Here is a 12,170-nt window from a genome sequence, read left to right as displayed (position 1 = left end):
GCCGTGCTCGGGTTACACGCCCTTGCAGGAGCAAGGCTAGCGGCGCGACGAAGAACGATCGTGCGGTCTGGCTAGATCACGAAAAGGTCGACGAATCGGTTGACCGGCGTGGCCTCAAGCTTCGCCTGATCCTTGCACAAGGCAAAAATCTGCGCTGACCGCTGCGCGGTAAACCGGGTGGCCAGGTTGGCCTTGAACTTGTCTTCCAGCAACGGGATGCCGTCGGCGCGACGGCGACGATGGCCGATCGGGTACTCGACCGCCACTGGCTCGGTGCTTGTCCCGTCTTTGAAGAACACCTGCACCGCGTTGGCAATCGAGCGCTTGTCGGCCTCCAGGTATTCGCGGGTGTAGCGCGGGTCTTCGACGATGACCATTTTCTCGCGCAGCACATCAATGATCGGGTGCGCCGCGTGAAACTCGTTTTCGTACTGTTCGGCCACCAGATTGCCGAACGCCAGCGGCACGGCGGTCATGTACTGGAGGCAGTGGTCGCGGTCGGCGGCGTTGGCCAGTCGCCCGACCTTGGAGATGATGCGGATCGCCGACTCGTGGGTGGTGATGACGATTTTGTCGATTTCATGCAAGCGATTGCGCACCTGCGGGTGCAGCGTCACGGCAGCTTCGCAGGCGGTTTGCGCGTGGAACTCGGCCGGGAAGCTGATCTTGAACAGCACGTTTTCCATCACGTAAGTGCCGTATGGCTGCGAAAGGCTGAAAGCACGCTTGTCGTCAGGCTTAAGCGCCAGATCCTTGTTGGTGTGGCTGAACAGCACGTCGTAGAAGCCCCACTGTGTGGCCGTCAGCACACCGGGAATGCCCATTTCGCCACGCAGGGCGATGTCCGCCAGGCGTACACCACGACTGGACGCATCCCCCGCGGCCCAGGATTTACGCGAACCGGCGTTCGGCGCGTGCCGATAGGTGCGCAGTGCCTGGCCATCGACAAACGCGTGGGACAGCGCCGACAGCAACTGCTCGCGGTTGGCACCCATCAGTTTTGCGGCGACGGCGGTCGTGGCGACCTTGACCAGCAGCACATGATCCAGGCCAACCCGGTTGAACGAGTTTTCCAGGGCAATCACGCCCTGAATTTCGTGCGCCATGATCATCCCGTCCAGCACCGCCCGTACGGTCAGCGGCGCCTCGCCATTGGCCACGCGTTTTTGCGACAGGTGATCGGCCACCGCCAGAATCCCGCCAAGGTTGTCGGACGGATGCCCCCATTCGGCGGCGAGCCAGGTGTCGTTGTAGTCGAGCCAGCGAACGATGCAGCCAATGTCCCACGCGGCTTTCACCGGGTCGAGGCGAAAGCTTGTGCCGGGAACCCGAGCACCAAAGGGAACGACCGTGCCTTCGACAATGGGTCCAAGGTGCTTGGTGCATTCGGGGAAGCGCAAGGCCAGCAGGCCACAGCCGAGGGTGTCCATCAGGCAATGGCGGGCCGTGTCGAGGGCCTCCGGGGATTCGATCCTGAAGTTCAGGACGTAGTCGGCAATGTCTTGCAGGACGCGGTCGTAGTCAGGGCGGTTGTTCAGGTCAACGTTGGCGCTCATGCTCGATTCACTCTGTCAGTGGTTCGTTGATGGGACCTCGGTTCAGGATCAATCTCAGTCGGGTACTGCTTTCTTATAATTGAAATGCAATGAACTGTGGGAGCGAGCTTGCTCGCAATAGCGGTGTTTCAGTCGACATCAATGTTGGATGCCAGTCCGTCATCGCGAGCAAGCTCGCTCCCACAGGGTTGGTGTTTACCTGCAAATCCGTGTCAAAACGCATCCCCCGGCACACGCACCCAGCCTTCCATCAGCACCCGCGCACTGCGGCTCATGATGGCTTTGGTCACGGTCCAGTCACCGTCGACCTGATGGGCCTCGGCGCCGACGCGCAAGGTGCCCGACGGGTGCCCGAAGCGCACCGCGCTGCGTGGGTTGCCACCCGCCGCCAGGTTGACCAGCGTGCCGTTAATGGCTGCCGCCGTGCCAATGGCCACCGCCGCCGTGCCCATCATCGCGTGATGCAGCTTGCCCATGGACATGGCTCGCACCAGCAGGTCGATGTCGCTGGCCGCCACCGGTTTACCGCTGGAGGAAATGTAATCGGCCGGCCGCGCAACGAACGCCACCTTCGGCGTGTGCTGACGCTTGGCCGCTTCATCGAGGCTGGTGATCAACCCCATACGCAACGCACCGTGGGCCCGGATGGTTTCGAACATCGCCTGCGCTTTCGGGTCGCTGTTGATATCGCCCTGCAACTCGGTGCCGGTGTAGCCGATCGCCTGCGCGTTGACGAAAATCGTCGGGATGCCGGCGTTGATCATGGTCACCTTGAGAGTGCCAAGACCGGGCACTTCCAGGTCATCGACCAGGTTGCCGGTGGGGAACATCGAACCGCCCGCGCCCTCTTCTTCCGCCGCCGGATTGATGAATTCGAGCTGCACTTCGGCCGCCGGAAAGGTCACGCCGTCGAGTTCGAAATCACCGGTTTCCTGCACCGCGCCGTCGGTGATCGGCACGTGGGCGATGATGGTCTTGCCGATGTTGGCCTGCCAGATACGCACCACGGCCACACCGTTGTGCGGAATGCGACCGGCATCGACCAGCCCGCTGCTGATGGCAAACGAACCGACCGCTGCCGAGAGGTTGCCGCAGTTGCCGCTCCAGTCGACAAAAGGCTTGTCGATGGAGACCTGGCCAAACAGGTAATCCACGTCGTGGTCAGCCTTGATGCTCTTGGACAGGATCACCGTTTTGCTGGTGCTGGAGGTCGCAGCGCCCATGCCGTCGATTTGCTTTTCATACGGGTCGGGGCTGCCGATCACCCGCAACAACAGCGCATCGCGGGCCGGGCCTGGAACCTGCGCCGCTTCAGGCAAATCCTGCAGGCTGAAGAACACGCCTTTGCTGGTGCCGCCGCGCATGTAGGTCGAGGGAATCTTGATCTGAGGTATGTGGGCCATGGGGGTCCTTAGTTGGCCAGCGCGGGACTTAAAATCCCGCGCGGCGAGTCGCGTTAGACGGCAACTGCCGATTCAAGGAAGTCCTGGGCAAAACGCTGCAACACGCCGCCCGCCTCGTAAATCAACACTTCTTCGGCGGTGTCGAGGCGGCAAGTGACCGGCACCGACAGTTGTTCGCCATTTTTGCGGGTGATCACCAGGGTCAGCGTGGTACGCGGCGTACGCTCGCCCACCACGTCAAAGGTTTCAGTGCCGTCGATACCCAGGGTCTTGCGGTCGGTGCCCGGTTTGAACTCCAGCGGCAACACGCCCATGCCCACCAGGTTGGTGCGGTGGATACGCTCGAAACCTTCGGCGGCAATGGCCTCGACACCGGCCAGACGCACACCCTTGGCCGCCCAGTCACGGGAGGAACCCTGACCGTAGTCGGCACCGGCAATGATGATCAACGGCTGCTTGCGCTCCATGTAGGTTTCGATGGCTTCCCACATGCGCTTGACCTGGCCTTCCGGCTCCACGCGAGCGAGCGAACCCTGCTTGACCTTGCCGTTTTCCAGGACCATTTCGTTGAACAGTTTCGGGTTGGCGAAAGTCGCACGCTGCGCGGTCAGGTGATCCCCGCGGTGGGTCGCGTAAGAGTTGAAGTCCTCTTCCGGCAGGCCCATTTTCGCCAGGTATTCACCTGCGGCGCTGTCGAGCATGATGGCGTTGGACGGCGACAGGTGATCGGTGGTGATGTTGTCCGGCAGCACCGCCAGCGGGCGCATGCCCTTAAGCGGACGCGCCCCGGCCAGCGCACCTTCCCAGTACGGCGGACGGCGAATGTAGGTACTCATTTCACGCCAGTCATACAGCGGCTCGACTTTCGGGCCGGTGTCTTCGTGGATGGCGAACATCGGGATGTAGACCTGGCGGAACTGCTCCGGCTTGACCGACGCCTTGACCACCGCGTCGATTTCCTCGTCGCTTGGCCAGATGTCCTTGAGGCGGATTTCCTTGCCGTCAGCCGTCAGGCCCAGCACGTCTTTCTCGATGTCGAAACGGATGGTCCCGGCAATCGCATAAGCCACCACCAGCGGCGGCGATGCAAGGAACGCCTGCTTGGCGTACGGGTGGATACGGCCGTCGAAATTGCGATTACCCGACAGCACGGCCGTGGCGTACAAGTCACGGTCGATGATTTCCTGCTGGATCGCCGGGTCGAGTGCGCCCGACATGCCGTTGCAAGTAGTGCACGCAAACGCCACCACGCCGAAGCCCAGTTGCTCCAGCTCTTGGGTCAGGCCGGCTTCATCGAGGTACAGCGCAACGGTTTTCGAACCCGGCGCCAGCGAGGACTTGACCCACGGCTTGCGGGTCAGCCCCAGTTTGTTGGCGTTGCGCGCCATCAGGCCGGCGGCGATGACGTTGCGCGGGTTGCTGGTGTTGGTGCAACTGGTGATGGCAGCAATGATCACGGCGCCATCGGGCATTTGCCCCGGCACATCGTCCCACTGACCGGCAATGCCCTTGGCCGCGAGGTCGGTGGTCGCCACCCGCGCATGAGGGTTGCTCGGCCCTGCCATGTTGCGCACCACCGAGGACAGATCGAAACTCAGCCCACGCTCGTATTCGGCGTTTTTCAGGCTGTCGGCCCACAGGCCGGACTGCTTGGCGTACAACTCGACCAATTGCACTTGCGGGTCTTCGCGGCCAGTGAGTTTCAGGTAGTCGATGGTCTGCCGGTCGATGTAGAACATCGCAGCGGTGGCGCCGTATTCCGGGGCCATGTTGGAAATGGTCGCGCGGTCGCCCAGGGTCAGTTTTGATGCACCTTCACCGAAGAACTCCAGCCAGGCACCGACGACTTTTTGCTGGCGCAGGAACTCCGTCAGCGCCAGCACCATGTCGGTGGCAGTGATGCCCGGTTGCAGCTTGCCGGTCAGTTCGACGCCGACGCTTTCCGGAAGACGCATCCAGGAGGCGCGGCCGAGCATCACGCTTTCAGCTTCGAGGCCGCCGACACCAATGGCGATCACGCCCAAGGCATCCACGTGCGGGGTATGGCTGTCAGTGCCGACGCACGTGTCGGGGAACGCCACGCCATCGCGCACCTGAATCACCGGCGACATTTTCTCCAGGTTGATCTGGTGCATGATCCCGTTGCCCGGCGGGATCACGTCGACGTTCTTGAAGGCCTTCTTGGTCCACTCGATGAAGTGGAAGCGGTCCTCGTTGCGACGGTCTTCGATGGCGCGGTTCTTGGTGAACGCATCAGGGTCGAAACCGCCGCATTCCACGGCCAGGGAGTGATCGACAATCAGCTGGGTCGGCACCACCGGGTTGACTTGCGCCGGGTCGCCGCCTTGCAGGGCGATGGCGTCACGCAGGCCGGCGAGGTCCACCAACGCGGTCTGGCCCAAAATGTCGTGGCAGACCACACGGGCCGGGAACCACGGAAAGTCGAGGTCGCGCTTGCGCTCGATCAGTTGTTTCAGGGAATCGGTAAGGGTCGCCGGATCGCAGCGACGCACCAGGTTTTCCGCCAGCACGCGCGAGGTGTACGGCAGCGTGTCGTAGGCGCCGGCCTGGATGGCATCGACCGCCTCACGGACGTCGTAATAGTCCAGCTGAGTGCCGGGGAGCGGTTTACGGAATTGAGTGTTCATCGTCAGGACTCGGTCACGGTGATTACAAAAGGTGGGGCCTGGCGCCGGAACTGAAGCAACACCCAACCACTGTGGGAGCGAGCTTGCTCGCGATGACTGAGTCACACCCAACATTGATGTCGACTGACCCACCGCTATCGCGAGCAAGCTCGCTCCCACAGGGTTCTGGGTTTTATCCAGTAACCGGCGTTTAAGCAGCCACCATTCAGCGTTGTTCGATTGGCACGAACTTGCGCTGTTCGACGCCGATGTACTCGGCGCTCGGGCGGATGATGCGGTTGTTGGCACGCTGTTCGAACACATGCGCCGCCCAGCCGGTCAGGCGCGAGCAGACGAAAATCGGCGTAAACAGCTTGGTCGGGATGCCCATGAAGTGGTACGCCGAGGCATGGTAGAAGTCGGCGTTGGGGAACAGTTTTTTCTGCTCCCACATGGTTTTGTCGATGGCTTCCGAGACCGGAAACAACACCTTGTCGCCCACTTCGTCGGCGAGTTTTTTCGACCAGCCCTTGATCACTTCATTGCGCGGATCGTTGTCTTTGTAGATCGCGTGGCCGAAGCCCATGATCTTGTCCTTGCGCGCCAGCATGCCGAGGGTGCCCTTGATGGCGTCCTCCGGCGAGGCGAAGCGCTCGATCATTTCCATCGCCGCTTCGTTGGCACCGCCGTGCAGCGGGCCGCGCAGGGAGCCAATCGCGGCGGTCACACAGGAAAACAGGTCGGACAACGTCGACGCGCATACGCGGGCCGTAAAGGTCGATGCATTGAACTCGTGTTCCGCGTAGAGGATCAGCGAAACGTTCATGACCTTGATGTGCAACTCGCTCGGCTTCTTGTCATGCAGCAAGTGCAGGAAATGCCCGCCAATGGACGGTTCGTCGGTCACGCAGTGGATGCGCTTGCCCTCGTGGCTGAAGCGATACCAGTAGCACATGATCGCCGGGAACGCGGCCAGCAGCCGGTCGGTGGCATCGTGCTGCTCGGCGAAGCTTTTCTCCGGTTCCAGGTTGCCCAGGAACGAGCAACCGGTGCGCATCACGTCCATCGGGTGGGCGTCGGCAGGAATGCGCTCAAGCACTTCTTTCAGCGCTTGCGGCAAGTCCCGCAACTGACCCAGTTTGTCCATGTAGTTGGCCAGTTGCGACTGATTCGGCAGCGTGCCGTACAGCAGCAGGTAGGCCACTTCTTCAAAACGTGCTTCGGCGGCCAGTTCGCGAACGTCATAGCCACGATACGTCAGGCCTGCGCCTTCTTGCCCCACGGTGGACAAGGCGGTTTGCCCGGCGACCTGGCCACGCAGCCCGGCGCCACTCAATACTTTTGCTTCGGCCATTGCTCTCTCCAATCTTGAATTTGTTAGGGAATCGGCAACTTCTAAACGACTGATCCGGGGTTGCCGATCAGCTTTTCTTCTGGGCAAACAACGCATCGAGCTTCTGCTCGAAGGTGTGGTAATCGATGCGGTCGTACAGTTCCATGCGAGTCTGCATGGTGTCGATGACATTCTGTTGCGTGCCGTCGCGGCGGATCGCGGTGTAGACGTTTTCCGCAGCCTTGTTCATCGCCCGGAAGGCCGACAACGGGTACAGCACCAGCGAAACATCGGCGGCTTTCAATTGTTCGACGGTGTACAGCGGCGTCGAGCCGAATTCGGTGATGTTGGCCAGGATCGGCGCTTTCACGCGGCTGGCGAACAGCTTGTACATCTCAAGCTCGGTAATGGCTTCCGGGAACACCATGTCGGCACCGGCCTCGATGCAGGCTGCGGCGCGATCAAGCGCAGACTCCAGGCCTTCCACCGCCAGGGCGTCGGTACGGGCCATGATCACGAAGCTGTCATCGGTGCGCGCATCGACGGCGGCCTTGATGCGGTCGACCATTTCCTGTTGGGACACGATTTCTTTGTTCGGACGGTGGCCGCAGCGCTTGGCGCCGACCTGGTCTTCGATGTGAATCGCCGCCGCGCCGAACTTGATCATCGACTTGACAGTGCGCGCCACGTTGAACGCCGAGGAACCGAAGCCGGTGTCCACGTCCACCAGCAACGGCAGGTCGCAGACGTCGGTGATGCGGCGCACGTCGGTCAACACGTCATCCAGACCGGTAATGCCCAGGTCCGGGACGCCGAGAGAACCGGCAGCGACCCCGCCACCGGACAGATAAATAGCCTTGAAACCGGCGCGCTTGGCCAGCAGCGCGTGGTTGGCGTTGATCGCGCCGACCACCTGCAAAGGTTGCTCGCTGGCAACCGCATCGCGGAAACGCTGGCCTGGTGTGCTCTTGTTGGAACTCATGACTCACCTCGTGGAGTGGCTGTCTGATGGGCGCCGTCCTGATAGTGACGGGCGATATTGCGTTTTGAAGCGCCGATGTGACGACGCATCAACAACTCGGCCAATTCACCGTCACGGTCGGCGATGGCATCGAGAATCCGGTGGTGCTCGGCGAACGCCTGGCGTGGCCGATTGGGCGTGGCGGAGAACTGGATGCGGTACATGCGCACCAATTGATAGAGCTCGCCGCAGAGCATTTGCGTCAGCGTACGGTTGCCGCTGCCCTGGATGATCCGGTAGTGGAAGTCGAAATCGCCTTCCTGCTGGTAGTAACCGACGCCCGCCTGAAACGCGGCGTCGCGCTCATGGGTTTCGAGGACCCGGCGCAGTTCGTCGATTTCTTCGGTGGTCATGCGTTCGGCCGCCAGACGGCAGGCCATGCCTTCCAGGGATTCGCGGATTTCGTAGAGTTCCAGCAGTTCTGCGTGACTCAGCGACACCACACGGGCACCGACATGGGGAACGCGAACCAGCAAGCGCTGGCCTTCCAGGCGATGGATCGCCTCACGCAACGGCCCGCGACTGATGCCGTAGGTACGCGCCAGTTCCGGCTCGGAAATCTTGCTGCCCGGGGCGATCTCGCCCTTGACGATGGCCGCCTGGATGCGCCGGAAGACGTTCTCGGAGAGGGTCTCCGTATCGTCCTGGGCCAGGACCGGGGGATCGAGTTGATCCAGCATATTGTCGACACCTTGAAAGCCAATGCCGCAAAAATTAGCCAATAGCGCGTCATCAGTCAAAGGAAATATAGCTATTGTCGACAATCGTCTAATAACCGTCGTAGGTAAACCCTGAGTAAAGGACGCCCCCGGCGCTGGCGCCATAAAACCACCGTGCTAGAATGCCGCCCGCATTTGCCTGAGACCTTTTATAAGGCAGGCCTACGAGGGAGCTTGCGCAGCGATGCCAGTGCCTTGAACTGAAGAACGGACGGCAACGCGCCAGGATTTATGAGACTCAAGCCCTTCCCCCTACTGCTGTGGCTACTTTGCCTCCCGGGCCTCGCGATGGCGGGCGAAAAGACCGTGTACGGCCTCAACGAATACGCGCAACTGGCCGGCATTGACCTGGAAGTTGCCGCCAAGCTCGACACCGGGGCCAAAACCGCGTCCCTCAGCGCCCGTGACATCAAGCGTTTCAAACGCAACGGCGAGTCCTGGGTGCGCTTCTATCTGGCCATCGACACCGCGCATTCGCACCCGATCGAACGCCCTCTGGCGCGGGTGAGCAAGATCAAGCGCCGCGCCGGCGACTTCGATCCGGAGGAAGGCAAGAAGTACACGGCCCGTCCGGTGATCGAACTGGAGATTTGCATGGGCGCGGCGATGCGCAGCATCGAAGTGAACCTGACCGACCGAAGTGCATTCCAATACCCGTTATTGATCGGCTCCGAAGCCCTGAAACGCTTCGATGCGCTGGTCGACCCCAGTCTTAAATACGCTGCTGGCAAACCCGCCTGCGCCACCGACGCTCATACCGCAGAGTAATTCCAATGCGCTCTCTTACCCTTCATCTGAAAATCCTGATCGCCATCCTGGTGGCGCTGGGTATTTCAGTCACGGCCTATCAGATTTTCGTGCTCGGCATTCCGGTCACCGAAGACGCCACCGACGACTTGTGGAACATCGACGCCAAGGTCGAGTTCGTCGCCAGTGCCAAAGACCCGGTCAAGATCCAGATGTTCGTGCCACCGCTGAGCCGTGACTACGTCAGCCTCAACGAGAGCTTCATCTCCAACAATTACGGCGTGGCCGTCAACCGTGTCGACGGCAACCGCAAGGTCACCTGGTCGGCACGCCGGGCCAAGGGCAATCAGACGCTGTATTACCGCCTGGTGCTGACCAAGCGCTACACCGGTGAGAAATCCAAGATCAAAGGCCCGACCTTCCGCGACAGCATCGCGGTCGAAGGCCCGGAAAAAGTCGCCGCCGAAGCCCTGCTCGCGCCGATTCGCCAGCACTCGGCAGACGTTGAAACCTTCATCAGCGAAGCCATCAAACGGGTCAACAACACCAACGACGACAACGCCAAAATGCTCCTGGCGGGCGATCCGTCGCCGGCGCACAAGGCAAAAATCGTCGAGTTGCTGCTGTCCATCGCCCACGTGCCGATGGAAAAGGTCCACACCATTCGCCTGGTTGCCGATCAGCCGCAAACCCCGGAACTGTGGCTGCGCAGCTTCAACGGCACCGACTGGCTGTACTTCAACCCGGAAACCGGCGAACAGGGCCTGCCGACCGACCGTCTGCTGTGGTGGACCGGCGATGACAACCTGATCACCGTCGATGGCGGCAAGAAAGCCAACGTTACGTTCAGCCTCAACAACAGCGAAATGAACGCCATTCGCCTGGCCAAGCTGACCGACGAAAACACCGACGCCAACTTCCTCGAATACTCGCTGTACGGCTTGCCGCTGGAAACCCAGCAAACCTTCATGATCATGGTGATGATCCCGATCGGCGTGCTGGTGATCCTGATCCTGCGCAACCTGATAGGCCTGCAGACGCTGGGCACCTTTACGCCAGTGCTGATCGCCCTGGCCTTCCGCGAAACCCAACTGGGCTTCGGCATCGCGCTGTTTACGGTGATCACCGCGCTGGGGCTGTCATTGCGCTCCTACCTTGAACACCTGAAGCTGCAAATGCTGCCCCGCCTGTCGGTGGTGCTAACCTTCGTGGTGGTGCTGATTGCGGCCATCAGCCTGTTCAGCCACAAACTGGGCCTGGAGCGCGGCTTGTCGGTGGCGCTGTTCCCGATGGTGATTCTGACCATGACCATCGAACGCCTGTCGATCACCTGGGAAGAACGTGGCTCGGGCCATGCCTTGAAGGTCGCCATCGGCACGCTGTTCGCCGCCTCCCTGGCACACCTGATCATGAGCGTGCCGGAACTGATCTACTTCGTGTTCACCTTCCCGGCGGTGCTGCTGATTCTGGTGGGCTTCATGCTGGCCATGGGTCGCTATCGCGGCTACCGCCTGACCGAGCTGATGCGTTTCAAAGCCTTCGTGAAGGCTGACTCGTAATGTTCGGTTTATGGAAGACCTGGAAGGCGCTGGAGGCCAAGGGCGTCATGGGCATCAACCGGCGTAACGCCGACTACGTGCTCAAGTACAACAAGCGCAGCCTGTACCCGATTGTCGATGACAAGATCATCACCAAGGAACGGGCGATCAAGGCCGGCATCCACGTACCGGAAATGTATGGGGTGATTTCCACCGAGAAGGAAATCGACAAGCTCGACCAGATCATTGGCGGGCGCAACGACTTCGTGATCAAGCCGGCCCAGGGCGCGGGCGGTGACGGCATTGTGGTGATCGCCGACCGCTTCGAAGGCCGCTATCGCACAGTGTCGGGGAAAATCCTGAGCCATGAGGAGCTTGAACATCAGATTTCCAGCATCCTCACTGGCCTGTATTCGCTGGGCGGTCACCGCGACCGCGCCCTGATCGAGTACCGGGTGACCCCGGACCAGATTTTCAAAAGCATCAGTTACGAAGGCGTGCCGGATATCCGCATCATCGTGCTGATGGGCTACCCGGTCATGGCCATGTTGCGCTTGCCGACCCGTCAGTCGAGCGGCAAGGCCAACCTGCACCAGGGCGCCATCGGCGTGGGGGTCGACCTCGCGACCGGCCTGACCCTGCGTGGCACCTGGCTGAACAACTTCATCAGCAAACACCCGGATACCACCAACGCGGTGGACGGTGTGCAACTGCCCTACTGGGACGGTTTCATGAAGCTCGCCGCTGGCTGCTATGAGCTGTGCGGCCTGGGTTACATCGGTGTGGACATGGTGCTTGACCAGGACAAGGGCCCGCTGATTCTGGAGCTCAACGCCCGACCGGGGTTGAACATTCAGATCGCCAACGATTGTGGCCTGACCCTGCGCACCCACGCCGTTGAAGCCCGGCTGGAAGAGCTTAAGGCCAGAGGCATCAAGGAAACCCCGCAAGAACGCGTCGAGTTTGCCCAAGAGCTGTTCGGGCATATTCCAGCGGTCGAGGGCTGACTCAGGACGAGTCACCCCCCTCATGAACACACCTCGCCCCCACGTGACGCTTCGGCCACGCCACCCTTGTGACGGGGTAAGGTTCGCCCGCGATGGCGCCATCTCCAGCAGTCATGCCATTGGCTCTGCCGCTAATCCGCCATTCGCCGCCGCCCCCTCTAGGAGCCGATCCTGTGGGGAACTACAATCGCCACCCCGTCTCAAGGATGATACTTACCG

At 61.2% G+C, this 12,170-nt stretch carries 9 protein-coding genes; 3 read left to right on the top strand and 6 right to left on the bottom strand.

Annotation, left to right across the window (positions count from 1 at the left end; genetic code table 11):
- Positions 1–71 precede the first annotated feature (71 nt).
- The 6 genes from prpD to AABM54_RS09250 form a co-directional block, all read right to left on the bottom strand.
- Complete coding sequence (gene prpD / locus AABM54_RS09275; protein WP_347905002.1) at positions 72–1,556, bottom strand: 2-methylcitrate dehydratase; 1,485 nt, start codon at positions 1,554–1,556, stop codon at positions 72–74.
- 212 nt (positions 1,557–1,768) lie between these two features.
- On the bottom strand, positions 1,769–2,959 hold the full coding sequence (gene prpF, locus AABM54_RS09270) for a 2-methylaconitate cis-trans isomerase PrpF (protein WP_347905001.1): 1,191 nt from the start codon (positions 2,957–2,959) through the stop codon (positions 1,769–1,771).
- 53 nt (positions 2,960–3,012) lie between these two features.
- Positions 3,013–5,607: a Fe/S-dependent 2-methylisocitrate dehydratase AcnD gene (gene acnD / locus AABM54_RS09265; protein WP_347904999.1), complete on the bottom strand. Its 2,595-nt coding sequence runs from the start codon at positions 5,605–5,607 to the stop codon at positions 3,013–3,015.
- 205 nt (positions 5,608–5,812) lie between these two features.
- Positions 5,813–6,940: a 2-methylcitrate synthase gene (gene prpC / locus AABM54_RS09260; RefSeq protein ID WP_347904997.1), complete on the bottom strand. Its 1,128-nt coding sequence runs from the start codon at positions 6,938–6,940 to the stop codon at positions 5,813–5,815.
- A gap of 67 nt (positions 6,941–7,007) precedes the next feature.
- Positions 7,008–7,901: a methylisocitrate lyase gene (gene prpB, locus AABM54_RS09255; protein WP_347904995.1), complete on the bottom strand. Its 894-nt coding sequence runs from the start codon at positions 7,899–7,901 to the stop codon at positions 7,008–7,010.
- A complete protein-coding gene (locus tag AABM54_RS09250) occupies positions 7,898–8,617 on the bottom strand; it encodes a GntR family transcriptional regulator (RefSeq protein ID WP_347906157.1) in 720 nt (239 codons plus the stop codon). The genes prpB and AABM54_RS09250 overlap by 4 nt, the downstream gene beginning before the upstream one ends.
- A 273-nt stretch (positions 8,618–8,890) precedes the next feature.
- Between AABM54_RS09250 and AABM54_RS09245 the strand changes: the two genes are divergently transcribed.
- Genes AABM54_RS09245 through AABM54_RS09235 form a run of 3 tightly spaced genes read left to right on the top strand, consistent with a single transcriptional unit; the run spans position 8,891 to position 11,951 of the window.
- Positions 8,891–9,427: an ATP-dependent zinc protease gene (locus tag AABM54_RS09245; protein WP_347904994.1), complete on the top strand. Its 537-nt coding sequence runs from the start codon at positions 8,891–8,893 to the stop codon at positions 9,425–9,427.
- Positions 9,428–9,432: 5 nt separating this feature from the next.
- Positions 9,433–10,965: an inactive transglutaminase family protein gene (locus AABM54_RS09240; protein ID WP_347904993.1), complete on the top strand. Its 1,533-nt coding sequence runs from the start codon at positions 9,433–9,435 to the stop codon at positions 10,963–10,965.
- A complete protein-coding gene (locus AABM54_RS09235; RefSeq protein WP_347904991.1) occupies positions 10,965–11,951 on the top strand; it encodes an alpha-L-glutamate ligase-like protein in 987 nt (328 codons plus the stop codon). The genes AABM54_RS09240 and AABM54_RS09235 overlap by 1 nt, the downstream gene beginning before the upstream one ends.
- Positions 11,952–12,170 lie beyond the last annotated feature (219 nt).

Origin of the sequence: Pseudomonas purpurea, assembly GCF_039908635.1 — a bacterium.
GTDB lineage: Bacteria > Pseudomonadota > Gammaproteobacteria > Pseudomonadales > Pseudomonadaceae > Aquipseudomonas > Aquipseudomonas purpurea.
Note: the sequence above shows the minus strand (reverse complement) of the source record. Positions and strands in the feature narration are given on the sequence as shown.

What these genes read in the sequence shown, in the direction of transcription:
- prpF (WP_347905001.1), bottom strand. Translation starts at nt 2,959, where the DNA reads ATGGCCCACATACCTCAGATCAAGATTCCCTCGACCTACATGCGCGGC.
- acnD (WP_347904999.1), bottom strand. Translation starts at nt 5,607, where the DNA reads ATGAACACTCAATTCCGTAAACCGCTCCCCGGCACTCAGCTGGACTAT.
- AABM54_RS09235 (WP_347904991.1), top strand. Translation starts at nt 10,965, where the DNA reads ATGTTCGGTTTATGGAAGACCTGGAAGGCGCTGGAGGCCAAGGGCGTC.
- AABM54_RS09240 (WP_347904993.1), top strand. Translation starts at nt 9,433, where the DNA reads ATGCGCTCTCTTACCCTTCATCTGAAAATCCTGATCGCCATCCTGGTG.
- prpC (WP_347904997.1), bottom strand. Translation starts at nt 6,940, where the DNA reads ATGGCCGAAGCAAAAGTATTGAGTGGCGCCGGGCTGCGTGGCCAGGTC.
- AABM54_RS09245 (WP_347904994.1), top strand. Translation starts at nt 8,891, where the DNA reads ATGAGACTCAAGCCCTTCCCCCTACTGCTGTGGCTACTTTGCCTCCCG.
- prpB (WP_347904995.1), bottom strand. Translation starts at nt 7,901, where the DNA reads ATGAGTTCCAACAAGAGCACACCAGGCCAGCGTTTCCGCGATGCGGTT.
- prpD (WP_347905002.1), bottom strand. Translation starts at nt 1,556, where the DNA reads ATGAGCGCCAACGTTGACCTGAACAACCGCCCTGACTACGACCGCGTC.